Below are 24,103 nucleotides of genomic sequence, written 5' to 3'. Positions count from 1 at the left end.
TCCGCCGCATTACATCTATGAATAAATTATAAAATATTCATTGACATAAAGTAAATATTTTGATATACTAGCAATGAATAAAAGATAAAATATTCATTGCTAGTATAAAGTGAAGACTGGGGAGCGGATGATGGCAAAGGCATTTACCGAACAAGAAAGAATCAAAATAAAAGAAAAGATATTGGAAGCGGCACTTGAACTATTTCACGATAAGGGGACTAAGGCGCTGAGTATAGCTGAATTGACGAAGCGGGCAGGTATTGCGCAGGGAAGCTTTTATAATTTTTGGAAAGATAAAGAGGCTTTGATTATGGAACTCATTGCATACCGATCAAGCCAAAAATTAAATTATATTGAAAAGAAGTTTTCAAATTCTCTCTCCGATCCGGCAAAATTTCTTACCGACATAATATGCCGATATTCGGTTGATCTTATGGTAAAAATGCAAAAGCAGCCTGTGTATGAAGATGCCTTTAAAATACTTGAAGCAAAAAAACTGAACGAGGTTCATAGGATTGAAATTCTGTATGATGAGTTTTTAACAAGGCTCATAGAATATTGGGAGCAAAACGGTTCGATTAAGCGGGCAGATAAAAAAGGTTTATTGAATGCGTTTACAGGAAGTTTTTTATTATGTTCTCATTATTATCAGTTTGATAAAGAGTATTTTAATGAAATGCTGCTGACATTTATATCCGGAATAGTAAATAAGTATATAGAAAAATAACGGCATAGTTTTGAAAATTTTAAGTATGGAGGAATAAAAATGATACTTGATTTTGCACAAATACATAAGGATGACATATTAAGGGCGGGCGGCAAGGGTGCTAACCTTGGAGAGATGACTGCTGCGGGAATAAATGTGCCGAAAGGATTTGTCATTACCGCAGAGGCGTATCGGGAATTTTTAAAAGAGAACAAAATAGACGAAATCATCTCATGCACTCTTGTAGAAAAGCAAACTGATGAACAGGCATTGCTATCCGCCGCCGGAGAGTTTCGAAAAAAAATTATAGCAGGACATTTTCCCGCTCAATTGGAAAAAGAGATAAGAAAGAAATATGCGGAACTCGGAGACTCGGCTAGAGTTGCGGTGCGCTCATCGGCAACGGCGGAAGATTTACCCGATGCGAGTTTTGCAGGTCAGCAGGAAACTTATTTAAATGTGCAAGGCATAGAGGATGTATTGATTTACATACATCATTGCTACGCTTCGCTGTGGGGTGACAGGGCTGTAAGTTATCGTTTTAATCAGGGATATAACCAAAGTACTGTTGCGATTGCAGTTGTCATTCAAGAAATGGTAGAAAGTGAAAAAGCCGGTGTTTTGTTTACGCTGAATCCGGTAACGCAAAACAAAGATGAAATGCAGATTAATGCAAGTTATGGATTGGGTGAGAGCGTTGTAAGCGGACGCGTAACGGCGGATAATTATATTGTAAACAAGTCGGGTGCTGTTGTTGAAATAAATATCGGGAGTAAAGAAACACAAATCGTCTATGGCGATAAGAATACAAAGGAAGAAGCAGTAAGTGAGGCAAAAAGAATACAGCGTGCCTTAGATGATACCGAGATTGCCGGTCTTGTAAAAGCCGGATTAAAAATAGAAAAGCACTACGGTATGCCGATGGATATTGAATGGGCAATAAAAAAGAACGAAATATATATTTTACAGGCTCGCGCAATAACAACCTTAAAAAACAATGATGATAAAAAGCAGGTTCAGGAATATATCAAAGGCAGTAAATTAACACGAATGATGAAAGAAAATATGGCTTTTCAGTTTGAAAAAATGCCCTTTGCATACTGTGCGCTGGACTTTGATTATATGATAGCGATTAACGACCAAAAAGCACGGATATTTGCGGAAGGCGGTCTTGTTTTTGATTCAAATCCTGAAATTGATGATGACGGTATTCAGACTCTTCCGAAAAATAAAAAAGGTTTCACCCTGCGTATTTTTCATATATTTAAAATAATACGCATGCTTAAAAACTTTGACTATTGCTCTGAGGTGTGTAAAAAGTTTATGGCGCATTATGAAAAAGAAATAGAGCGTATTAAAACTTTAGACTTTCAAAATATGAGTTTGGCGGAATGTAGCAAATTCATGGAACAAAGTTATGAGCTTGTTCAACAGCTTGCTTATAACAGATTTAAATACGCCTTGTTTCCGTCGTTTTTTATGAGTAAAAAATTCACAAAAATAATTAAACGAGTAGATAAAAATTATTCCGCATTTGATTTTTATCGGGAACTCAATAATAAAACGGCTGTCGTTGCAAACGATATTTCACGTATAGCCGATGAGATAAAGAAAAATGCTGTTCTAACAGAAGCCGTACTATCCGGAGAAAAATTTAAAACCCTGTGTGCAGGCTTTCCCGAATTTAAACGGCTCGCAGATAATTTTATAAACCGCAACGGTTTTAAGTCGGATTACAACTGTTATTGTATCGAAGCAAAAACATTTATCGAAGATCCCGACAGGCTTGTCAATATTATACGCCCGCTCTTAAATACCCCTGATACATCCGATCAAAATTTTCATAATAACGAGAATAGAAATTATACGGATTTAATGCAGCAATTAAAGCATATCTATGGCAACAAATATCCTCGTATAGAAAAGGACATACAGCACTTTCGATACTTTCATGTTGTACGCGAAGAATCACAATATTTGTGGGAAGCTGTCTTTTATTATGTCAGGCAGTGTGTAAAGCGGATAAATATTCTTTTATTAAACAACGAAGATTATAAACACGGAATTGTAAATCTTTTTCATCGTGAATTAATGGAAGTGCTTAAAGCCGGCCGACTAACCGATGCCTATAAAGAAAAAATAAAAAGACGAAATGAAAAATTTCCGCTTGCGGAAAAAGTTTGGGAAGCTTCAAAATTACTTGTGTTTGATTCAAGAGGCGATGTGCTGAAAGGAGTAAGCGGAAGTCCGGGGACTGTTGTAGGAAAAGCGTGCCTTATCTGCAAGCCTGAAGAATTTTATAAAATGCAAAAAGGTGATGTACTTGTTTGTCATCTTACCGATCCCGAATGGACTCCGCTTTTTAAACTTGCAAGTGCTGTCGTCGCAGATACCGGTTCCGCGTTAAGTCATGCTGCGATTGTCGCTCGGGAATTTAATATACCGGCAGTATTGGGTGTAGGTTTTGCCACCGCAAAATTTAAGGACGGCGACCTTATCACCGTTGACGGAAACAAAGGCGAAGTGCGGAGTTGTTGAGATGGATTCAAAAGAGCTGAGACGATTTAACATTTTAACAAAACCGATTTTTCCGCTGTTAGTTAAAACTTCAATTCCGACAATAATCGGAATGTTGATCAGCGTTATATACAATTTGACCGATACTTTTTTTGTCGGCCGCTTAAATAACAGAGCGATGATTGCGGCAATCGGCATTGTGTTTAGTTTTGTCAGCATTATTCAGGCAATAGGTTTTTGGTTCGGCTACGGCAGCGGTAATGCAATGTCAAAGAAAATCGGAGAACAAGACTATGCGGAAGCGGAAACCATTTCCTCGGTAGGAATTGTTTTTGCAATTATAATAGGTATTGTGATCGCAATCGGAGCAAGTATTTTTATTCTACCGCTTTCAAAACTCATCGGCGGAAGTGCATCTCAAGATGTTCTCACATTTACAGTGCAGTATTTAAGGATTATTATCATCAGCATTCCGTTCAGTTTATATGCACTAACGGTTTATAATCAGCTGCGCCTTTGCGGAAATGTACGCGACGGAATGCTCGGACTTCTTTCGGGAATGCTCAGCAATATGGTACTTGATCCCGTATTGATGTTTATTTTTAAGCAGGGATTTATCGGCGCAGGCTATGCAACGCTAATCGGTCAGATTATCGGATGTATTGTGTTGACGCTCTTAGCAAAAAGGCACGAGAGTATTTCGTTCAATCTAAAAAAAGCTCAATACAGCAAAGAGCGTATGTATCATATTCTTGCAGGCGGTATGCCCAATTTTTCGCGGCAGGCAATTACCTCCGCCGCATTGGTTTTACTTAATGTTAAAGCGGCACAATACGGAGAAAGCATGATAGCGGCTTTAACGGTAAGTTCAAGAGTTGCCGCTTTGGCTTATATGATTATGATCGGGTGGGGGCAAGGCTTTCAACCGATTTGTGCAATGAATTACGGTGCCAAGCAATACTCAAGAGTAAAAAAAGCTTTTATTACTACGGTTTTAATCGGAACAATTTTTTTAACGGCCGCCTCAATAATCTTATTTCTCTTTGCCGAACAATGTATCGGAGTTATGTCTAAGGATGATGAGGTAATTTTTGCCGGGATTAAGATACTGAGAATGCAATGTTTTTCGCTTCCGCTTTTAAGCTTTTTTGCCGTGAGCAGCATGTTCATGCAGAACATCGGTCATTATTTTTCATCCCTCCTTATATCGATTTCACGGCAGGGATTTTTTTATTTACCGCTCTTATATATTCTGCCCGCCCTATACGGAAAGACCGGCATTTACCTGCTGCAGCCTTTCTCCGATGTTTTGTCGTTTTTGTTTGCCGTTGCGGTAGTGTACAGGTGGTACTCGTCCGGGGCGTTCAGTTTAGCTTTAAATGCAGGATAAACGAAACCTTTAAATGCAGAGTAATCGTAATAAACGAAATTCTCGGTAAAAAATAGTTTGGGTTAATTCATCTCGGTAAAAGCTTCTTTAAGCCGTTTTGCGCTTGCTTCCAATGCTGCCTGTTCATCAGCGGGAAGATCGCTTTCTATAACCCGCTCAGCGCCGTTGCGCCCGACAATGCAGGGAACGCTCAAGCATACGTCTTTAAGTCCGAACTCTCCGTCCAGCGTCATCGAAACGGACAAAATACTGTGCTCGTTGCGCAAAATGGCTCCGGCTATTCTCGTCAGGGCTAAGCCGACGGCAAAATAAGTAGAACCTTTGTAGTCGATAATGTGGTAAGCGGAATTCCGTACTTCTTCCAGAATTTTCGCTTTATCGAAGTGCGGGCCTGAGCTGCACACACCGCCTGAACAATATTCGTCGATGCGCCGTCCTGCAACGGATGTCATCGACCAAGCCGCAAATTCGCTGTCGCCGTGTTCTCCCAAAATATAACCGTGAATGTTGCGCGCATCGACACCGCACTCTTTGCTAAGAGTGTATCGGAAACGTGCAGTGTCTAAAACGGTACCGGAACCGATAACTCTTCCGCGCTCCCATCCGGAAGCCTTGAGCGCCGCCCGCGTTAAAATATCAACGGGATTGCTCACAATCAGCATAACGCCGCTGCAGCCGCTTTCCGCGATGTCCTTTGCAATGCCGGTGATAATGGATGCATTGCGCTTTAGCAAATCTATGCGCGTTTCCCCGCTCTGTTGTTTTGCTCCCGCCGTAACCACAACGATGTCGCTGTCGGCATAATCGGCTTTATCGCCTGCGTGTATGTCGACTTGCGGTAAAAAAGGCAGCCCCTGCACAAGGTCGAGAGCTTGTCCTTCGGCAAAATTTTTATTCATATCGGTTATTGCTATTTCGTCCGCATAACCGCTTTGAGCCAATGCGTAGGCAAAGGTTGAACCGACCGCACCTGCTCCCACAACGGTAACTTTGCGTTTCTTTTCATCCATAGGATTACCTCCTTTTAAAAAATACTGAAATGCATACGTTTAGGCAAGGGGATTGTACAGAAGAATTCACGAACCTTAACAATGGCAAGAAGAACGAAATAAGGCAAAATTATCGCAAAAAGATTGTTATGCAAGGCGGAGAAAATAACCCGGCTTTTACACTAGACAATTTATAAAAAAACTACTAAAATAATTATGGGTGCTAAAAAAATAGTTTTTTATAAGTGCCCTATATTTTTATATCAAGGGAGTGCACATATGAAAATCGGATTTGGAAGCGATCACTCGGGAGTCGCATTAAAACATATTTTAATGGAACACGTTCGCAATAAAGGATACGAATGCGTTGATTACGGTGCGCCGGATTCGAAGGTTCCGGCAAACTATGCCGAATTCGGCTTAAAGGTTGCCGAAGCGATTAAATCGCGTGAAGTTGAAAAGGGTGTGATGGTGTGCGGATCGGGCGTCGGCATTTCTCTTGCCGCAAACAAGGTTCCGGGAGTGAGGGCTGCGGCGTGCAGCGAACCGTGTACGGCAAAGCTCGCCGTCGAACACAGCGACATAAACGCTGTCGCCATGGGCGTATGCATCGTCGGACCCGAAGAAGCAAAAATGATTGTCGATGCCTTTCTCGATGCCCGCTTTGAAGGCGGTGTTTACACGGAGCGAGTCGACACCCTTTCCGCTATAGAAAGAAAATACGGTAAATAAACGCGGCCGCCGAATCGGCGGCTTTTGCGGGCTCTATCGCAATGCGGCTTTTTCTATTTCCGCAGCCAAAATTTTTGCCGATGCCGAATTAAAATGAACGCCGTCTACGCTTGCGTTCAAACCTCGTGCTTTTGCGAACCTGTCTTTACAAAACGGCAACAGCGTCATTATGACGGCATCTATAAGCCTGAACGCAAAACCGTATTTCCACGTATAGGTGCGCTTGTCGGGTAGAAGCGTTTCTTTTTGCAGGTCGTATATATCGATAAAAGAATAATTATATTTTTGCGCCAATCGTTTGATAACGGCGTTTCTTCGTACCGTCTTTTCATGCGGAAAATTTTTTAAATTAATAAACGGCATTCCGAAAACGATTACGCGTTTGTTTTTTTCGGAGCATAAGTGCAAAAGTCTGTCGTATTCGCGTTCAAAGATATCGTCGTTTTCTATGCACCGTTTTATTTTGCAGCGCAGATTCATTGTCAAAAACCAAAATAAAGAAAGGGATTTTAAATACGGCAGCAGAATATCGTTTGTACCGATCCCGAGGATGAATGTACCGCCCCCGTGTCGGGACTTATCGATTATTTTTTTGAGCCGGCCGTAAGCACCCCTAAGCGTGTCGCCGTTTTTTCCTTTGTTTACGGCATGAATTTTTTTGTTTAAAAAATGAATATACGAATAGCCGACATTACCGAATGTTAAGCTGTCGCCGACACAGATGAGTTTCATTCCACGCTGATTATGGTTCGTCGGAATTGCGGCAAGGTATTGATACAACTGCGAGTGCAGAGATCTCATTTCGTCGGGTGCTTTCATCGAATGCCGGTACATAAATAAATTTCCGAAGCGGCTTTTAAAAACTTGAGTAAAAATGGCTTGCAGAATTGGAGCCGGCAGCAGTCTCAAAAGGTGCATTTTCGGCGGCGAAAGTTTTACTCCCGAACGGTACAATTTTTGAAAATTGTTTTTTATTTGCCGTGCCGTATCGTTCATAATATCCGCTTCTTTCCAAACTTCTTCCGGATTTTTGGCTTTATAATACGCATCGGCAATCGGAACAACCAGAGCCAAGTGATACAACTGCCAGCCGTGCATGTCTTTTACGATTCGGTACGGCACATGGAAATCAATTTTGTAATATTTTTTTGATAAAAGATATATCCATGAGAGCTTTAAACATAATGTGTGACAAAGAAGATTTAGGTGCATTTTTTTGTTTGTATCGCGAGACCAAATTTAACGCCACTTTCCGTCCTATGTTCAAGGCTTGTTGTAGATTTTTATCTAAAAGCCGACAAAAGTCTTCTCTAAAATGAACATCTAATAACCAATGCATGGTTTCTACAACCCATTCTTTCCTTGCGATATCCAATAGCTCTTGAGCTGTAAGTTTTCTGCTTGAAATATAATAATGCCATTCATCACTCTTTCCTTTCTTACTCTTAAATTCGGAATGAATAGCACCAATACAGCTTAACCCCTCCCATTCACCTGTATTATCCATCCAACCTAAATTAGTTGTGCAGAAGGCTGTTCGCTTTTCAACTCTTTCACGATTTTTTTCACTTTTACAAGCCGTGTCCATTTGTTTTCTTAAAATTTCATCTTGAACATATTCTTCAATATCCGCTTTTAATAAAGGCTGGTTCCCTTTTACCGACAATAAATAGTCCCCTTTTCCTTCTTTTATGATTTTTGCAGTTTCTTTTTGACAATTTAAGGCATCTGTAACTATTATATGTCCTTTTATATTAAGAGTTTTTATAAGAGATTGAACTGTAGGTATCTCATTTGTCTTTCCTTTAACACACTTTTGTGCCAATGTTATACCAAATTCGGCAACTTGTGCAGAGACTATGTGCAGCGGACTTTCATAGCTGCTCATTTTATCTGTTGAACGGATAGTTTTTCCGTCTATCGCTATTGTAAGAGGTTTTTCTGTACCGTATTCTTTGATAAGAGCTTCAGCCATATTCATAAAACATTCGTTTAATGAGTCTATGTTTATCAATTTAAGTAGACAGGTAAGCCAATAATAGCAAGGTGTCTTTTTTATGCCGAATTCTTTATTTAGCCTATCCTTTATAATGTCAGCAGTTGCCCATTCGTGTATCTCTCTAATGTTTTTACGCCCGCAAAGAAGACCAAGTAATAATATTTTTAAAGCTTCGTTTACGCTGTAAAAATATCCGTCGTGATTGCTAATTATTTTGATGTCGTTAAAGTAATCGAATATATTTTCTAAATCCATACCTTTATTATCGGCAGTTTTTAGCAAAATTGATTTCCGTGGGTACGGCACGCCCGCCGTCTTAAAAAGAGCCGCGAGTTTTTTCAGCCGCTCCGATGTGTTCCCGCCGATTTCGGCAAATGTCGTAGCCTGAATAAGAGGCGGCGTAAAGTCTGCTTTCAGCACGCCGTCTTCATAGCTGCCTCCCGCCCCCGGAAACGCGGGGATAATACGCCCTTCGCCACACAGGTTCTCCCAGTCGGCGTAAGGTTCAAGCGTATTGACCATTGTAACGATGTTCGGGCTGCCGTTCGGCCGGAGTTCTTCAAGCGCCGTATGCACTTGATTTTCTTTTACCGTCAAAAAGATAAAATCATAGATATCATCGTTTTGCAATGTAGCGATAACCTTAACCTTTGCTTTATACTGTTTGCCGTTTTTTTCATACAGCAAACCGCGGGTTTTCAATGTTTCAAGTTTTTTCCCTCTTGCGTACACGGTTGTGTCATAGCCTGCTTCGGCGAACGCAGCGGCATACAAACTGCCGATTACGCCCGCACCGTAAATTAAAAGTTTCATTTTACTACCTGTCCTCAGTATAGAACATTTTTGTCTTTTATGGTATACTCTCGGCATAACTCATTCAAGGAAGCTGCCATGCCAAAGACCCTGATTATTCTTGCTCATCCTAATATTTCTCAATCTACCGTTCATAAACACTGGTCGGCTGCAGTGCAGCAACATAGCGATCTCTTTACTGTTCACGAACTGTATGCTGTCTATACTCAAGGTAAGATTGATGTAGCGGCTGAACAAAAATTGATAGAAACGCACGATTCACTTGTGTGGCAATTTCCCATATACTGGTTTAATTGTCCGCCGTTACTGAAGCAGTGGTTAGATGAAGTGCTGACTCATGGCTGGGCTTATGGCTCGAAAGGCAAGGCGCTTAAGGACAGAAAAATTGCGCTTGCCGTCTCGTTCGGTGCACCAGCCACAGACTACCGCTCGGACGGTGCTGTCGGGTGCAGCGTTGCCGAAGTACTGCGTCCGTTTGAACTGACAGCTAAATACTGCAATGCAGACTACCGCCCGCCGTTCACTTTCCATACGATAGACAGCAACGCGGGATATAGCGAAGCTGCACGGCAAGAGGTAGAGCGGAGCGCAAGGGACTATTTAGCTTGGTTGGATGCGCTGCAACAAACATGAGGCATAATCGACATAAAGCATTCCTCATAGTGATTCGGTAATAGGCGAGTTCAGTTTCCATACCAACTTATCGAGAAAACAAAATGTGATAATTGAAGTATGGGAATAGTGCTGGGATCGATATGACCCTTATTGTTTTAGAGCGAATACTCATAGGAATATCCCATTTTCAGATGTTTTGTCGTTTTTGTTTACCGCTGCGGTAGTGTACAAGTGGTACTCGTGTAATATTAAAAAAGGTGTCGTATTAAAACTATAACAGATCAGCTATTTCGTTTAGTAAAGATAGGCCTAATCTGCCAATTGTTTAGTTATCCGATTAGTATTTAATGGCAGAAAGATGTGATTTTTTTGTTTTTCGTCATTTTAGGTTGAAAATTATTGGTTTTTATGGTATAGTGAGGAAGGGTCGAAAGAATGTTATGTGGACAAGCTAACCGCTTGTGGAAAGACTTGTGCGGAACCGACCTATAACATTTATTTCGATCTAAAAATAAATTTATAGGAAAAAAGAGGGAGAAAATTGAAAACTATACTTAATATTTTTTCTAGAGGATTTATCGGATTGTATGCAATTCTGACTCTTATTGCAGTGGTTGCAGAAATTAAGGGGATAGGTTTTAAAACTGTTCACTTGCTGTATTTTGTCGGATCTATTTTGTTGATTTCGGCTGCGGTTACGAATCTACCATGGCTTGTATATCTTTCTTTAGTGTTAATGATTCCATTAGTAATTTTTACCGGTTATGTGGCTGGGAATTTAGAATGGTCTCATATTATAGTTCGCATATTGATTACATTACTATTGTCTTTACTATACAGATACTCAATTTGCTGAGTAAGTAGAAAAAAATGTAAAATAATTTTTTTTAATATGTATGATGATAATCAAGTTTTGGATATTTAGCTAAAAGAGTGGGGGCGAGAATTTAATCGAACTATTAAGATATAAAAGTTTTGCTTATAATTTTATTTAAAAGGGAAATTGAAAATTAACACATAACGCCCGCTTCAACCTGACATTGCGGACGAGCCGCAAATGCAGGTTAAGCGAATGTTATGTCATAGCCTGCTTCGGCGAACGCAGCGGCATACAAACTGCCGATTACGCCCGCACCGTAAATTAAAAGTTTCATTTTACTACCTGCCTCTAAGTATAGAACATTTTTATCTTTTATGATACACTCTCGGCATAACTCATTCAAGGAAGTTACCATGCCGAAAACCCTGATTATTCTTGCTCACCCTAATATTTCTCAATCTACCGTTCATAAACACTGGTCGGATGCAGTGCAGCAACATAGCGATCGTTTTACTGTTCACGAACTGTATGCTGTCTATACTCAAGGTAAGATTGATGTAGCGGCTGAACAAAAATTGATAGAAACGCACGATTCACTTGTGTGGCAATTTCCCATATACTGGTTTAATTGTCCGCCGTTATTGAAGCAGTGGTTAGATGAAGTGCTGACTCATGGCTGGGCTTATGGCTCGAAAGGCAAGGCGCTTAAGGGCAGAAAAATTGCGCTTGCCGTCTCGTTCGGTGCGCCGGCCGCAGACTACCGCGCAGATGGTGCCGTCGGGTGCAGCGTTGCCGAAGTACTGCGTCCGTTTGAACTGACAGCTAAATACTGCAATGCAGACTACCGCCCGCCGTTTACTTTCCATACGATAGACAGCAACGTGGGATATAGCGAAGCTGCACGGCAAGAGATAGAGCGGAGCGCAAAGGACTATTTAGCTTGGTTGGATGCGCTGCAACAAACATGAGGCATAATCGACATAAAGCATTCCTCATAGTGATAAAGAAAAGTATGATGCAGAAGCTCTAAATTATCGGCGTAGGAGAAAAAATGTTTTTATTAAAATTGATGGAAAGCGGCAGGGAACACCTCATCGGAGCGTTTGATTCCGAAGCTAACATAAAAGCTTTTTTGGAAAAAATTCCGGGCTTTGAAGTGTATTCCGACGATGAGTATGGCGTCTTAGGCAAATTGCATGTTGCAGCCTTAGGCGACCTCGTTGAAATAGCTTATGGAAAGAAAAAATTTCCATTATCGAAGTTTTCGTTTGTCGATGACGAAGCCGAAGCTATTGCGATTGAGGTTGAAGCCTTTGATGACGGGAAAGCAAACACCGTTGAAGGATGCACACTCGTCGATGCCTACTTAATCGGAAACAACGAACTTAAAACTTATATCGAAAAGCGCGAGAGAAACTTTTTGCGTGTGAAAGCCGTGTTGGAAAAACAAGGCTTTTCCGTCTTTCGCGAGTATCACGGCTCCGAAGACGGTGAAGCGGTTACATATCGGGATGCAAACGGTCAGTACCGGTTTTTAATGCACATGGATCCGGGCTTTGTTGATGACCTCCCCGAAGACGATGCCGAGTTGGAAGTATATATCAGCGAAAACGAGAATATATGACTTCTTTAAACTTATTGAAAGCAGTTGATGAGAGTAACCGTTTGGTGGAAAGTACAATCGTAAAGAAAACCTCAAAAAACTGAAGTTTTCGAGGTTCCCTTTAGCTATTCCGCATTTTCCAGTATTACAGTAACATTTCCGGGGCCTAGCAGCTTTTTTAACTCGGCTTTGGTTATGCCTTCCAGTTTTCCGAGCAGGGTAAAATCCCAGGGGTTTTTGTCATAGTAAATAACGAATGATTTTCCTTGATATAAAATCAGATCGCCCGCATCCGTATTGGTTTGTTTGTCATTGCGCGGAAGGCTTATCGGAAGATCGCCGACTTTTTCGAAATTACCGTAGTCATGCATTTCGATGGTAATTGCACCCTTTTGTAGCAATTCAACCAGAGCACGAGAGGAAGAATTATCATACAAAGAAGCTGTCAGCGTTTTGCCGTTTACCGTAATGGTTATTTTCATTGTTTTAGCTCCTGTGGTATCTGTTTTTGCGGCTTGTTCATTTTTATCGCTGTCCGTATCGAGTGCGCAGGCAGTAATAAGACAGAAAACGATAAAGATCATACTTATAAGTTTTTTTATCATAGCTTAAAAACTTATTCCCCTAATTTTTTACCGAGCTGAAAGGCATTTTCCAAATCGATTGGAAAACATTCTTCGCGTGATTTTCTCTTTTTATCTTCACTAAAACTTGCCATATCGAACTTTGAATAATCGCTTACTTGCAGTGTATTATAACATGGATACAAGGTAACATTGCCATTCAATGATTTAAATTCATTTGCATAATTTCCAAATTTTTCCTTATACAGTTTATCGTAAAAATCTTTTGTCGCATTCATTGTTAAAAACAGCACAACATTAACCTTTCCTTTGAAATAATTGCTATAGTCATCATAAGAAAGTGAACAAAAATGCAAGCATTCCATAAATGCAAAATAGTGACTAGTAGGTCTTCCTAAATATATAGGAGTTCCGATAAAGAGTGCGTCTGCCGAAAAAACTTTTTCTATTATTGGAGAAAGGTCATCTTTCCAATAACATCGGCATCTTTCAACTCCTTTTCTTTTGCACAACATGCAGCTTCTGCATCCCGTAAAATTCAAATCATATAAATCGATATATTCAACTTCCGCACCGGCAGTTTGAGCGCCTCTCATCGCCGATTTGAGTATTTGTGCAGTATTCCAATTCTTTCTTGGGCTTGCATTTAATAGCAGTATCTTTTTCATAAATTCTCACATAAAATATTATATTTGAAAAGGTAATTTTTTACCTACCCTGAGACCTTTTCTCGCCGATTATACTCTGTACAAATTTTACCGCTTCTTCCGCTGCTTTCTGCATCATGTCTCCGTAAAAGACATGCTTTGCCCCGTCAAGCTTTATGAGCTTTGCGTTTGGGAATGTCTTAACCGCCCGTTCCGAATATGACAGCGGTACAAGCGAGTCGGCTGTTCCGTGAATGATGAGCGTTTTGCCTGAATACCGGGGCATCAATGTATAAATATCAAATGAGAGTACATCCTTATTATAAATGCGACCTATGGTTTTTCCCAGCAGCTTCATTGTGTCGGACATCCGTTCCGGATCGGGAGTGCGCCGCCGAATGTAATCATGCAGCACAAAAGCAGGATATAATAAAACCAAACCCGCTACATCTTCGGGACGCAGTGCGGCGATATAAGTTGAAACAAATCCGCCTTGGCTTTCTCCTAATAAAAAGATTTGTTCAGGCTTAAAACGAGAGTCGGCTTTTAAGTTATCGAGAATGACCGTCAAATCTTCGGCCTCGGTAAGTACCGACATTTCCGTCATTTTTCCGTCGCTTTTGATATGATTGCCGCCGCCGATAAAGTCGAAAATGTATGCAGCAATGCCATGCTCCGCAAAGGCCGCAGCATAGCCTTTAACACCGCCATGGTTTCCGCCGAATCCGTGCGAAAGAATGACTAAGGGTACTGGCGATACACTATCGGGAAGAAAAAGTTTCCCGTATATTTTCATGCCGTTTCTTTGAAAACTTTGTTCTTCGACTTTAAAGGTGTGAGCCGCCGCCTTTGTTTGTGCCGCAGCGATTGTTCCAATAAATAAAATAACAGCCGATAAGAGCATGGTTTTTTTCATATTTTATCCTCCGTTTCAATTTTAACAATATTGTCACACTTTTTCAACCATCTCTTTGCCAAGCTCCGCTTTCAGTAAAACAAAACTATTACCGTTCAACAAAAAGTATTTACATTTTGTGTAACGACGCAGTAGATGCCCGCACCTCTGCCAACACTTTGACAAATAGGTGGAGCAGATGCTAGGAGCGTACAAAAAACACCCGCAGGTGTACTTGTTGTACGTCAAGGACTGTTTTTTATTAAGCGACAACGCAGATGTCCGCCCCTGCTGTAATCCCTTTTGAAAATAGCGGAGGTAGATACAAGGAGTTAGGTAAAAAAGTACCGCAGGCGTATCTTTGATACGCTGAGGACACTTTTTTGCCGTGCGACGCAGTAGATGCCCCGCTATTTTCAAAAAACTTAGTCGAGTTCAAAAGCTCCGGTATATAGTCGGTAGTACACTCCCTTTTTCTCCAGCAGAGAGGCGTGTGTGCCGCGCTCGATAATTTCACCGTGATCCAAGACCATGATAACATCGGAGTTCATAACGGTGGAAAGACGGTGAGCGATGACAAAAACGGTTCGGCCTTCCATCAGCCTATCCATACCTTTTTGGATAAGTGCTTCGGTTCGGGTGTCGATTGAAGATGTCGCTTCGTCCAAAATCATGACGGGCGGGTCGGAGACTGCGGCGCGGGCGATGGACAATAGCTGTCTCTGTCCTTGCGAAAGAGAGTTTTTGTTCCCTTCAATAACCGTGTCATAACCATGTGGAAGCATTGTAATAAAATTGTGAGCATTGGCAAGTTTTGCCGCTTCGATACACTGTTCGTCGGTTGCATCCAAATTGCCGAAACGGATATTTTCCATAATGGTGCCGGTAAATAAATTTACTTCTTGCAATACGATACCGAGCGAACGCCGCAGGTCTTCTTTTTTGATATGGGTAATCGGTATTCCGTCATAGGTGATAGTCCCTTTGTTAATATCGTAAAAGCGGTTGATCAAATTGGTAATTGTTGTTTTGCCCGCCCCTGTTGCCCCGACAAATGCGACCTTCTGTCCTCGCTCTGCAAAAAGGTTTATGTCTTTCAGTACCTTTTTATCGGACGAGTACCCGAAATCGACATGCTCAAAAATCACCTTGCCGGTAAGTCGGGTCAATGTAATGCTGCCGTCCTCGTGCATTTCCTTCCAAGCCCATACCCCGGTGTGCTCCGCAGCTTCGGTCAGAGTACCTGCTTCTTCCCGTGCATTTACGAGAGTAACGGTACCGGCATCTTCTTCGGGTTCTTCGTCCATCAGAGCAAAAATCCGCGATGCCCCTGCAACGGCATTGATAACCGAATTGAGCTGATTGGAAAGCTGAGAAATAGGATTGGTAAAATTCCTCGACAATGTTAAAAACGAAGCGATGGTACCGAGTGTCAGCGTATTGATACCGGCGATAGTCGGATTGGGGATTTTTGCAATTGCGAACCACGCTCCGACAAGGGCGACAATCACATATTGAAAATAGCCGAGTGCATTCATAAAGGGCATGATGATATTCGCATAGGAGTTTGCCTTTGAGGCGCTTTCCTGCCATGCGGCATTTTTCTCATGAAAATCGGCTTTGACCGCTTCTTCCCTGCAGAACACTTTAATTACCTTCTGCCCGTTTATCATCTCTTCAACATATCCGTTCAGCTGTCCGAGCGTTTCCTGTTGCCGAACAAAATAAAAGCCGCTCTTTTTTGCGACAAACTTAATCACTTTTAAAATAGAAAAGATGGAAGCAACAACGATAATCGTAAGATACACGCTCTGATACAGCATTGCAAAGAACACTGTAACAATCGTACACATGGAAGAAACCAGCTGCGGCATTGACTGCGTAATCATCTGCCGGAGCGTATCGGTATCATTGGTATAGCGGCTCATAATATCTCCGTGAGTATGTGTGTCAAAATACCGGAGAGGGAAGCGCTGCATCTTAGAGAACATTTCATCTCGAATCCGCTTGAGAGTCCGCTGTGCAACCTTAATCATCAAGCGGTTATAAATCCACGAACAAAGAACACCTATGCCGTAAATCGCCGCCATAAAGATGAGCACCCGTAAAAGTCCGCTAAACACCGGAGTGCTTTGCGCAAGCAGCGGCATAATATACCGGTCAATCAATACTTGCAGGAACAAAGCTGCTGATGCGGTTGCTCCTGCGCTTAATAAAATACAGACCGTAACAACCGCAAGAACGGTTTTATATTGTTTAAGGTAGGAAAGAAGCCGTTTGACGGCCGGCATGGAAAGCTTCATTTCCGGTTTTGCTGTGTTAATAGGTTTCATATTATTCATGTCCTTTTTGTTGAGTTTCAAAGACTTCTTTATAGATGGCACTCGTCTGCAACAGTTCGTCATGTGTGCCTACCGCAGTAATTGAACCCTTATCGAATACGAGGATTTTATCCGCATGCTGCACGGAAGAAATCCGCTGTGCAATAATAATCTTTGTTGTTTCAGGAAGAAACTCTTTAAATGATTTTTGAATCAGAGCATCCGTCTTGGTGTCCACCGCACTGGTGGAATCATCGAGGATTAAAATCTTAGGCTTTTTTAAAAGCGCCCGCGCAATACAGAGGCGCTGTTTTTGTCCGCCCGAAACATTTGTTCCGCCCTGCTCAATATGGGAATCATAGCCGTCCGGCATTGCTTCGACAAATTCGGAAGCACAGGCAAGGCGGCAGGCTTCGGCAATTTCTTCATCGCTTGCGTGTTCATTGCCCCATTTCAAATTATCTTTTACCGTACCTGAGAATAATTCGTTTTTCTGTAAAACCATGGCAACCGCATCCCGCAGCGTTTTTACGTCATAGTCTTTTACATTTACGCCGCCGACGCTGACCGAACCGGAAGTAACATCGTACAAGCGAGGAATGAGCTGCACAAAAGAAGTCTTGGAAGAACCGGTGCCTCCGATAATTCCAACCGTTTCTCCCGAATCGATTGAAATGTTTGCATTGGTAATAACTTTTTTATCCGCATCGGCACTATACATAAAATCGGCATCGGTAAAGCATATACTTCCGTCCTTTACCTCCATCACAGGATGTTCAGGGTTTTGAATGGTAGAGCGTTCATTTAAAATTTCGGCAATGCGCTCCGCAGATGAGCGGGAAATCGTGATCATCACAAAGACCATGGAGAACATCATCAAGCTCATCATAATCTGTGTTGCATACGAAAAAAGAGCCATCAGCGATCCTGTGGTTAAGCCCTGTGCCGCATTGTTTCCGCTTGCAACAATCTCCTTCGCGCCGAACCATGAAATCAAAATCATACAGGTATAAATACATAGCTGCGCCATCGGCATCATCAGAGTGATATACCTCTCCCCCTTTGAAAATCCTCGGTAAATCGATTCCGAAATTTTTTCAAACTTTTCAATTTCGTACTGCTGCCGGTTAAAGGACTTTACCGCCCGTACTCCGCGCACATTTTCCTGCACAACATTGTTGAGCTTATCGTAGGTCTTAAAAACATTTCTGAATATCGGATGCACTTTACTGATAATCAAAAAGATGCCGAGTCCCAGCAGCGGAATCATACATAGGAATATCATGGAAATTTTAGGACTGATTCTAAACGATGCAATCATCGCAAAAATCATCATACCGGGAGCACGCACAGCGAGCTTTACAAGCATCTGATAAGAATTGAGCACGTTCGTTACATCGGTGGTAAGCCGCGTTATAATAGAAGAAGTTGAAAATTTGTCGATATTGGAAAAAGAAAATGTTTGAACATTAGCGTACATATCTTGCCTAAGGTTTGCAGCAAATCCTGCCGAAGCCTTTGCCGCTGTAATCGACGAAAAAACGCCTGTCAGCAATTGAATAATTGCAAAGATTAACAGCGCAGCTCCGTACTTGAACACGGTACCCATTGCACCGAGTTCAATTCCAAAATCGATTAAATACGCCATACATGAGGGGATAATAATTTCAAATACAACCTCTGTGATTGTCAGCAGCACTGCGATCACGGAGGTCCGTTTATATTCCCGAAGGCTTTTTGATAAGGTTTTAAGCATAAGTATTATCCTTCAATAAAACCATATTATACTACTATTTATTCCGAAAAGCAATCTGTTTCTTCTAAAGTCTCCGAAGACAAATATTTTGTATCGATAGATGTTGTATCCATAGATTGACATCTTCATATAAAAAGCCTATACTCACTCTTGCATCCCGAATTGCGTTAGACGCACGCAAAAGGAGAGGAGTTATGGTAATTCATATGAATATGTACCAGTCGCTCGGCTTTGCAATCGCTTGGTTGCTTGTCGGACGATTCATTAAGGCGAAGTTTGAGTTTTTTCAAAAGTATTGTATACCTGCCCCGATAGTGGGCGGCTTTTTGTTTGCGCTGATTTCGTTAGCACTTCACGTAACAAGGGTACTCGACTTCGAATTTGACACAACCCTGCAAACCTATTGGATGGTGATGTTTTTTACCTCTGTGGGTTATAATGCAGGGTTTTCGATTTTAAGAGACGGCGGGAAAAAAGTTTTTGTCTTTTTGGCTGTAGCTATCGTTTTTGCTATTTTGCAAAACGTTGTAGCTCAAGGAGCCGCAAGGCTTATAAACTTTAGTCCGATGCTCGCCGTCATGCTGGGTTCAACATCCTTTACAGGGGGGTTCGGTACAGCGGCCTCCTTTGCACCGATTGTTGATCCGGAAAGCACTCTGGGAGCCTTATCCCTCGCAGTAGCCGTTCCCACCTTCGGCTCTTTGATAAGCTCCATCTTAGGCGGTCCTGTCGGAAACCGTCTGATAAAAAAATACGGCTTACAGCCTTCAAATGCCGATGAAAGCGTAAGAATTGATGAATCGGGAAACATCATAAAAACAACAAAAGTTGTTCAGAAAGTAGAAGCGGTTCATCCGAGCTTTATAAAGCGGCTCTTCTTTAATCCTACAAAGGGCAGGGAAGAGGGTCAAGAAGTCGTAACGGTTCAGGAAGAAGTTATCCATGAAGCCTCGGCAAAAGGAGAAGTAGATAACTCGACAACCAGTTCTGAAAAGCATCTTAGCAGTGAAAAGCTTTTAATGTCATTTATGCTTTTAGTTCTGGCCTCAGGTTTTGGTCTTTTTGTTACCAATCATCTTAATTCGTTGTCGCCCAAATTTAAATTTCCCATTTATATCGGGGCGATGATTTGTGCTGCCATTATACGGAACATTGCAGATTCTTCAAAAAAATTCAAGGTAAATATGGATGAAATTGATGCACTCGGAAATATTTCTTTGAATATGTTTTTGGCTTTAGCTCTTGTTTCGCTAAAACTCTGGCAGCTGGTAAGTTTGGCTATCCCTCTGATGATTATTTTAAGCGCTCAAATCGTTCTTTTGTATTTGTATACACGCTTTGTTACCTTTAAGGTTATGGGCGGAGATTACGATGCTGCGGTCATTACGGCGGGACACATCGGTTTCGGTTTTGCCGCAACCCCTAATGCCATGGCTAATATGGGCTCTATATGCGAAAAATACGGCTATTCAAAAATAGCTTTCTTTGTCGTTCCTATAGTCGGCTCTTTATTTATTGATTTTTTCAATATAATGATAATTGGTATTACCATAGGCTTGGTCGGCTAAAATTAGGCCGGCGGCTGGTCTTTTGTTATAGAGGGTATCTAACAACCTTATAAACAAAAGACCGGCCCCAAGCCCTTTATTTTCGGCTTACGGATTGTTATCAAACCATTCTTTCCATTGGGCTTCGCCAGGGTCTAGGGTAACTACTTCACTCACATACCTATTTTGAACAAAGTCATTCGCGCCACCGTAGTTAAATAAATACGGTCTACCATCCTTATGCCATATTCCATATGGAAAAATTCTATTTTCTCCAAAATTATTGTCTACAACGTATATCGCAACCACCTCGTTCCTGTCATCAAATACAGCTCCCCAAAGGGTAATTGCATGTTTATAATCTCTGTTATCCTTTGTACCACCAATAACAACACCTATTGCCTTTTTATGACTTAACGCATCCCAAAGGGTCGTATTAAATAAATCAATATCTTGTTGAATAACAGTTGTTTTAATTGGGGATTTCTCCGAATCTTTAATTGTCTCTTCAAATACGTCCTTAAATAAAGCAGGTCCTTTATAGTCTTTTTGTCTAGAAATGTTATCTCTTCCACATAAATACCAAACAAGTCCATGTTCTATATAATCTCCATTAGCACCGTTATGTGCCTTTGTTCTGAAAGTTTTTGCTATATAACTTTTCTCCGGCTCTTCATTATCGGGAGAATTCCGGTTGTAAAAATCTTGATACTTATTTTTTTCAGCACCTGTTATATTTTTCTTTGTTATGTAATTGTCTATGTTTTCTTTATTCTGTACAAACCACCAATGCAGCATATTGGAAGCGGTTTTACCCCAACATTGCGCACTATCGCTATAAACAGAATCTGTTAATTTTAACGGATATAATTTTCTATTATTAAACCATTTCGTCTTTTCATTTTCATACCAGAAGAAAATTTTATCGTCATCCCAATAAAACTTTTTAGCTTGACCAGGAATAGGAGTTTCAATTTTCCCTCTTTCCTTTTCAACCTGTGACGGTTCACCTATTCCGTGTACCCATTTTATTCTTACAGTTGGGTTTTTGTTCTCTTCCTGAACTACTTTTACTTCGAGTTTTTCCCCATCGGCATTTTTGATCTCTTGATTGGATCCATCCTTGAAGTTAATATAGGCAGTTCGCTTCCATACAGTTTTATTTTGAGCAGCTTTTAGGTATATTGTATCTTTTCCTACATCTGTAGTGTTGTCTACACGAACAACGGTAAGCCAACCACTTTCTTCTCCAACAATTTTAGGCGTATATGAAAGCTTGCCATGGAGCGTTTTTATTTCAAGATTCAGATTTGATTCACTGTTTTCACTCGTAATTTCTTCTTTTATCAGTTCAATCGAGGGTAGCGGTTTTATCTTAAAACGAACCTCTTTTTTAACAGAAGGATTACTGACAGATTTTATGGTTATTATTGCCTGTCCTTCTTTTTTGGCTTTTATCCATCGGTTCCCATAGCCGTTCGGCCATGCTACACTATCATTAGATGAAGTGATATTCAGCGTTTTATTAGCGGCAGTCTCCGGCATTACTTTCAACTTGAGTTCATAAGACTCGCCGATAACCAACTCAACAGGATCTGCAGGCTGCTCCTCAAACTCAATGGAAGCAACAGAATTCTGGTCCTGCACAACGGTAACCTTGATCTCTCTTTTTACACCATTTGCTGCCGTTATTTTGATGACCGCATTTCCGACTTTGCCTGCTCTAATTGAACCGGAACTGTCAATGGCTGCGACCCCACCGGGTGTTGAAGAATATGCTAGTGTTTTATTTGTCGCATTTTCAGGTATGATTTTCACGGTTATGTTTTTTGACATACCGCTTACAATAGAAATTTTGCCTTCATTATGCGGCGAAATAATAATGTCCTCAACCGGGATTTCCGGTGAAAGATTGTTTTTACAAGATAGCAGCAAAAAAAACGCTGCAACAGCTGCAAATCCTATTAATTTGTGTTTTTTCATCATAAAATAATCTCCAATAAACCTAAAAAATACATTATTTTGTATATATAGTCAAGGTTAAAACTTAAAATTTTCATCTATTATTTTTTGTAAGTTGATAACTGATTCAATATCCCCTTCCAAAAAAAATTTAAAAGTATTTGCTGTTGAGGCAAAATAAAACCGGCATTTATTTGCTTTCTCAATATTTTCATTTATTTTTTTCATTAATTCTTTTAGTTTAAAATCTTTCTTATACGGATAATTTAGGATTGAAAAGATTTCAGGTTTATTAACGGAATCTTTTTTTAAAAATTCTTGTAATCTATGGTTTTCATCAATATTTTTTTCATCAATAAAACTCTCGTCCGAAAAAAGCCGTTCAAGGTCTTTTTCGGTAAAACGCCACTGAGAACCTATTTTTTTTCCTGTAAGTTTTCCTTCTTTTAAATAATTTTGAATTGTCCTTACGCTGAGTTCGAGCATCTCGGCTATCTGATTCATTGTGTATAGTTTTTCCAAATTTTTTCTCCTAGTCCTATTTTGATTTTATAATAATATTTCTTTGATTGCAATCGGGCATTGTAAGTTTTATTCCATCCGTATAACTTTATTGGCAAAATTTTCAGGTAATGTGTCATGTGAAATTATAAAGACTATTTTATTCTTACAAATATTTTTTATTGCGTTTAAAATTAGGGAGGTGCTTTCAGTATCAATATTAGCCGTAACCTCATCAAAGATTAAAACTTCTGCATCTGAATATAAACTTCGGGCTATGGCAAGTTTTTGTTTTTCTCCTCCTGAAAGGTTAGCGCCCATATCCATTATCATTGTATCAAAGTTTTTGTTTTGTAAAATTGTAGAAAGGAGATCGCTTTTCTTTAGTGCTTCTTCAGTTTCATTTGAATGATGTTTGTTTAAAAATAAATTATCACGAATTGTTCCGTTTATAATTGAATTATTTTGCGGGATATAATCAATAAGAGACCTGATACAACTATTATTAATAGAAGAAATCGGTTTTTCATTTATTAAAATTTCTGATGTCTTTCTAAATTTTACAAGCTGTTTCATTAAGCTTGATTTTCCCGAGCCGCTTTTTCCCTGTAGCCAAATAATGTCGCCTTTTATAAACTTATCTTTTATATTGGTCTTAAATGTTTGTTCTTCTCCTAGTTGTATTTCACCTACATCAAATTCGATTTTTTCAATCGATCTGATTGTCTCATTTGAATCTTTTTCTTGTTCCGAATCTAAAAATGCAATAAATTCTTGTGAGACTTTTAGATTATTTTTGTTTAAATTAATATTTGTAATTATACTGATATTGGAAAAAAATAAAGGAAGTACAATTGTATAAATTACAACCGGTAAAACTTGATTTGCTCCGCTTAGATAATTGTACATAACAAGTAAAATACAAACCGTTTGAAGCATTGAATTAAGCGATGATATAAACGATGAAGAAGTTTGAGCATATTTGTTTACTTGAGCCATGCTTCCGTAAATTTTATCCAATGCAGGTTTTAATTGGTTTAGTACAATATCATAATCGGGGCATTGTTTTAAATAATCTGTTTGGTTTACAACTGAAAGTATTTCTTGGAATCCCGTTGCAGTGCTTACTTGCATAACTTGGGAGCGTTTTTTTAATTCGGCATTTAAGGATTTATAACCTAAATAATTTATTGGAATTAAGGCAATCAGTATTAAACCTATAATGAAATTATCAAAAAATATTGCGATTAAAATAATTATTGTTGAAATTATGCTTGACCATATCAGAACGGCATCTCCCGTCATATATATGTACATGTTGTTTACAGCCTGTGCCATCCTCTCAACTAAATTCATATTCCCTTGAGAAATAATCGCATCGTATTTTAACCTTAAAATTTTTTCAATAATGTTTTTGGCATTTTTTATATTAAAATGTTTTGCAAAATTCTCATGCAAAAAAATTATAGCGGTTTTAAGTAAGAACATCAGTACAAGCACCGATATAACAATAAAAAATCTTTTTAAATTCATCTCAACATCGGTCTTTGCCCAAAAACTTAGCAGAAAGGGTACAACCACTGATGTCATAGCCGACACAAGGGCAAGAGCTGCCATAGCCATAAAAAAGCGCCTATAAGCTTTATTCATAAAGTAAAGATTCTCCTTTTTTAAAGACTTTTCTTAATGATAAATATTTTTTTATG

The 24,103-nt window shown here is 40.0% G+C and carries 20 protein-coding genes and 2 pseudogenes; 8 read left to right on the top strand and 14 right to left on the bottom strand.

Going from position 1 to position 24,103, the window contains the following annotated elements; translation table 11 throughout:
- Nucleotides 1-130 precede the first annotated feature (130 nt).
- Genes HGJ18_RS10985 through HGJ18_RS10975 form a run of 3 tightly spaced genes read left to right on the top strand, consistent with a single transcriptional unit; the run spans nucleotide 131 to nucleotide 4,613 of the window.
- Nucleotides 131-727, top strand: a complete 597-nt coding sequence (locus tag HGJ18_RS10985; protein ID WP_253696474.1) for a TetR/AcrR family transcriptional regulator — start codon at nucleotides 131-133, stop codon at nucleotides 725-727.
- A gap of 39 nt (nucleotides 728-766) precedes the next feature.
- Nucleotides 767-3,244 carry a PEP/pyruvate-binding domain-containing protein gene (locus tag HGJ18_RS10980; RefSeq protein ID WP_253696473.1) on the top strand — a complete coding sequence of 826 codons (2,478 nt, stop codon included), beginning with the start codon at nucleotides 767-769 and terminating at the stop codon, nucleotides 3,242-3,244.
- Between the two features lies 1 nt (nucleotide 3,245).
- Complete coding sequence (locus tag HGJ18_RS10975) at nucleotides 3,246-4,613, top strand: MATE family efflux transporter (RefSeq protein WP_253698332.1); 1,368 nt, start codon at nucleotides 3,246-3,248, stop codon at nucleotides 4,611-4,613.
- Between the two features lie 62 nt (nucleotides 4,614-4,675).
- Here HGJ18_RS10975 and HGJ18_RS10970 read toward each other — a convergent pair whose 3' ends face one another.
- Nucleotides 4,676-5,623, bottom strand: a complete 948-nt coding sequence (locus HGJ18_RS10970) for an L-lactate dehydrogenase (protein ID WP_253696471.1) — start codon at nucleotides 5,621-5,623, stop codon at nucleotides 4,676-4,678.
- Nucleotides 5,624-5,881: 258 nt separating this feature from the next.
- Here HGJ18_RS10970 and HGJ18_RS10965 point away from each other — a divergent pair, with 258 nt between their 5' ends.
- Nucleotides 5,882-6,334, top strand: a complete 453-nt coding sequence (locus HGJ18_RS10965; protein ID WP_253696469.1) for an RpiB/LacA/LacB family sugar-phosphate isomerase — start codon at nucleotides 5,882-5,884, stop codon at nucleotides 6,332-6,334.
- A gap of 33 nt (nucleotides 6,335-6,367) precedes the next feature.
- On the opposite strand, the gene HGJ18_RS12885 is transcribed toward HGJ18_RS10965, so the two are convergent.
- From HGJ18_RS12885 to HGJ18_RS12875, 4 genes and pseudogenes are all read right to left on the bottom strand, one after another.
- A complete protein-coding gene (locus HGJ18_RS12885) occupies nucleotides 6,368-7,066 on the bottom strand; it encodes an SGNH/GDSL hydrolase family protein (RefSeq protein WP_366793614.1) in 699 nt (232 codons plus the stop codon).
- Nucleotides 7,067-7,075: 9 nt separating this feature from the next.
- Nucleotides 7,076-7,456 (bottom strand): annotated as a pseudogene (locus tag HGJ18_RS12880) (2-dehydropantoate 2-reductase N-terminal domain-containing protein); the annotation flags it as partial.
- 7 nt (nucleotides 7,457-7,463) lie between these two features.
- The gene (locus HGJ18_RS10955) at nucleotides 7,464-8,639 is read right to left on the bottom strand and encodes an ISAs1 family transposase (protein ID WP_366793612.1); all 1,176 of its coding nucleotides are present in this window, start codon (nucleotides 8,637-8,639) and stop codon (nucleotides 7,464-7,466) included.
- Nucleotides 8,631-9,146, bottom strand: a pseudogene (locus tag HGJ18_RS12875) (ketopantoate reductase family protein); the annotation flags it as partial. The pseudogene HGJ18_RS12875 and the gene HGJ18_RS10955, both read right to left, overlap by 9 nt.
- Before the next feature lie 78 nt (nucleotides 9,147-9,224).
- Here HGJ18_RS12875 and HGJ18_RS10950 point away from each other — a divergent pair.
- On the top strand, nucleotides 9,225-9,779 hold the full coding sequence (locus HGJ18_RS10950) for an NAD(P)H-dependent oxidoreductase (RefSeq protein WP_253696464.1): 555 nt from the start codon (nucleotides 9,225-9,227) through the stop codon (nucleotides 9,777-9,779).
- Between the two features lie 1,046 nt (nucleotides 9,780-10,825).
- On the opposite strand, the gene HGJ18_RS10945 is transcribed toward HGJ18_RS10950, so the two are convergent.
- The gene (locus HGJ18_RS10945) at nucleotides 10,826-10,996 is read right to left on the bottom strand and encodes a ketopantoate reductase family protein (protein ID WP_253696462.1); all 171 of its coding nucleotides are present in this window, start codon (nucleotides 10,994-10,996) and stop codon (nucleotides 10,826-10,828) included.
- Between HGJ18_RS10945 and HGJ18_RS10940 the strand changes: the two genes are divergently transcribed.
- Complete coding sequence (locus HGJ18_RS10940; protein WP_253696461.1) at nucleotides 10,995-11,549, top strand: NAD(P)H-dependent oxidoreductase; 555 nt, start codon at nucleotides 10,995-10,997, stop codon at nucleotides 11,547-11,549. The two genes, HGJ18_RS10945 and HGJ18_RS10940, sit on opposite strands and share 2 nt — an antisense overlap.
- 83 nt (nucleotides 11,550-11,632) lie before the next feature.
- Nucleotides 11,633-12,205 carry a hypothetical protein gene (locus HGJ18_RS10935; RefSeq protein WP_253696460.1) on the top strand — a complete coding sequence of 191 codons (573 nt, stop codon included), beginning with the start codon at nucleotides 11,633-11,635 and terminating at the stop codon, nucleotides 12,203-12,205.
- 104 nt (nucleotides 12,206-12,309) lie between these two features.
- Here the strand turns inward: HGJ18_RS10935 and HGJ18_RS10930 are convergent, their stop codons facing one another.
- From HGJ18_RS10930 to HGJ18_RS10910, 5 genes are all read right to left on the bottom strand, one after another.
- Nucleotides 12,310-12,789 (bottom strand): cyclophilin-like fold protein, encoded by a 480-nt coding sequence (locus HGJ18_RS10930; protein WP_253696459.1) that lies wholly within the window; start codon nucleotides 12,787-12,789, stop codon nucleotides 12,310-12,312.
- Nucleotides 12,790-12,800: 11 nt separating this feature from the next.
- Complete coding sequence (locus HGJ18_RS10925; protein WP_253696458.1) at nucleotides 12,801-13,436, bottom strand: flavodoxin family protein; 636 nt, start codon at nucleotides 13,434-13,436, stop codon at nucleotides 12,801-12,803.
- Nucleotides 13,437-13,476: 40 nt separating this feature from the next.
- Nucleotides 13,477-14,331: an alpha/beta hydrolase family protein gene (locus tag HGJ18_RS10920; protein WP_253696457.1), complete on the bottom strand. Its 855-nt coding sequence runs from the start codon at nucleotides 14,329-14,331 to the stop codon at nucleotides 13,477-13,479.
- A gap of 404 nt (nucleotides 14,332-14,735) precedes the next feature.
- A complete protein-coding gene (locus HGJ18_RS10915) occupies nucleotides 14,736-16,643 on the bottom strand; it encodes an ABC transporter ATP-binding protein (RefSeq protein WP_253696456.1) in 1,908 nt (635 codons plus the stop codon).
- A gap of 1 nt (nucleotide 16,644) precedes the next feature.
- Complete coding sequence (locus HGJ18_RS10910; protein WP_253696455.1) at nucleotides 16,645-18,387, bottom strand: ABC transporter ATP-binding protein; 1,743 nt, start codon at nucleotides 18,385-18,387, stop codon at nucleotides 16,645-16,647.
- Nucleotides 18,388-18,581: 194 nt separating this feature from the next.
- Here HGJ18_RS10910 and HGJ18_RS10905 point away from each other — a divergent pair, with 194 nt between their 5' ends.
- A complete protein-coding gene (locus HGJ18_RS10905; RefSeq protein ID WP_253696454.1) occupies nucleotides 18,582-19,955 on the top strand; it encodes a sodium/glutamate symporter in 1,374 nt (457 codons plus the stop codon).
- Between the two features lie 87 nt (nucleotides 19,956-20,042).
- Here the strand turns inward: HGJ18_RS10905 and HGJ18_RS10900 are convergent, their stop codons facing one another.
- The 3 genes from HGJ18_RS10900 to HGJ18_RS10890 form a co-directional block, all read right to left on the bottom strand.
- Nucleotides 20,043-21,920 (bottom strand): IdeS/Mac family cysteine endopeptidase, encoded by a 1,878-nt coding sequence (locus HGJ18_RS10900; RefSeq protein WP_253696453.1) that lies wholly within the window; start codon nucleotides 21,918-21,920, stop codon nucleotides 20,043-20,045.
- A gap of 54 nt (nucleotides 21,921-21,974) precedes the next feature.
- Nucleotides 21,975-22,418: a helix-turn-helix domain-containing protein gene (locus HGJ18_RS10895; RefSeq protein WP_002681368.1), complete on the bottom strand. Its 444-nt coding sequence runs from the start codon at nucleotides 22,416-22,418 to the stop codon at nucleotides 21,975-21,977.
- Between the two features lie 69 nt (nucleotides 22,419-22,487).
- On the bottom strand, nucleotides 22,488-24,047 hold the full coding sequence (locus HGJ18_RS10890; RefSeq protein WP_253696451.1) for an ATP-binding cassette domain-containing protein: 1,560 nt from the start codon (nucleotides 24,045-24,047) through the stop codon (nucleotides 22,488-22,490).
- Between the last annotated feature and the right edge of the window lie 56 nt (nucleotides 24,048-24,103).

The sequence above is a fragment of the Treponema denticola genome (genome assembly GCF_024181405.1).
Taxonomy (GTDB): Bacteria; Spirochaetota; Spirochaetia; order Treponematales; family Treponemataceae; genus Treponema_B; species Treponema_B denticola_D.
This window is presented reverse-complemented; position numbering and strand designations above follow the sequence as displayed.

Excerpts from the sequence above, each read along its gene's own strand:
- HGJ18_RS10910 (WP_253696455.1), bottom strand. The coding sequence starts at position 18,387 with ATGCTTAAAACCTTATCAAAAAGCCTTCGGGAATATAAACGGACCTCC.
- HGJ18_RS10935 (WP_253696460.1), top strand. The coding sequence starts at position 11,633 with ATGTTTTTATTAAAATTGATGGAAAGCGGCAGGGAACACCTCATCGGA.
- HGJ18_RS10965 (WP_253696469.1), top strand. The coding sequence starts at position 5,882 with ATGAAAATCGGATTTGGAAGCGATCACTCGGGAGTCGCATTAAAACAT.
- HGJ18_RS10915 (WP_253696456.1), bottom strand. The coding sequence starts at position 16,643 with ATGAAACCTATTAACACAGCAAAACCGGAAATGAAGCTTTCCATGCCG.
- HGJ18_RS10930 (WP_253696459.1), bottom strand. The coding sequence starts at position 12,789 with ATGATAAAAAAACTTATAAGTATGATCTTTATCGTTTTCTGTCTTATT.
- HGJ18_RS10980 (WP_253696473.1), top strand. The coding sequence starts at position 767 with ATGATACTTGATTTTGCACAAATACATAAGGATGACATATTAAGGGCG.
- HGJ18_RS12885 (WP_366793614.1), bottom strand. The coding sequence starts at position 7,066 with ATGAAACTCATCTGTGTCGGCGACAGCTTAACATTCGGTAATGTCGGC.
- HGJ18_RS10920 (WP_253696457.1), bottom strand. The coding sequence starts at position 14,331 with ATGAAAAAAACCATGCTCTTATCGGCTGTTATTTTATTTATTGGAACA.
- HGJ18_RS10925 (WP_253696458.1), bottom strand. The coding sequence starts at position 13,436 with ATGAAAAAGATACTGCTATTAAATGCAAGCCCAAGAAAGAATTGGAAT.
- HGJ18_RS10970 (WP_253696471.1), bottom strand. The coding sequence starts at position 5,623 with ATGGATGAAAAGAAACGCAAAGTTACCGTTGTGGGAGCAGGTGCGGTC.
- HGJ18_RS10950 (WP_253696464.1), top strand. The coding sequence starts at position 9,225 with ATGCCAAAGACCCTGATTATTCTTGCTCATCCTAATATTTCTCAATCT.
- HGJ18_RS10890 (WP_253696451.1), bottom strand. The coding sequence starts at position 24,047 with ATGAATAAAGCTTATAGGCGCTTTTTTATGGCTATGGCAGCTCTTGCC.
- HGJ18_RS10905 (WP_253696454.1), top strand. The coding sequence starts at position 18,582 with ATGGTAATTCATATGAATATGTACCAGTCGCTCGGCTTTGCAATCGCT.
- HGJ18_RS10985 (WP_253696474.1), top strand. The coding sequence starts at position 131 with ATGGCAAAGGCATTTACCGAACAAGAAAGAATCAAAATAAAAGAAAAG.
- HGJ18_RS10975 (WP_253698332.1), top strand. The coding sequence starts at position 3,246 with ATGGATTCAAAAGAGCTGAGACGATTTAACATTTTAACAAAACCGATT.
- HGJ18_RS10940 (WP_253696461.1), top strand. The coding sequence starts at position 10,995 with ATGCCGAAAACCCTGATTATTCTTGCTCACCCTAATATTTCTCAATCT.
- HGJ18_RS10945 (WP_253696462.1), bottom strand. The coding sequence starts at position 10,996 with ATGGTAACTTCCTTGAATGAGTTATGCCGAGAGTGTATCATAAAAGAT.
- HGJ18_RS10900 (WP_253696453.1), bottom strand. The coding sequence starts at position 21,920 with ATGATGAAAAAACACAAATTAATAGGATTTGCAGCTGTTGCAGCGTTT.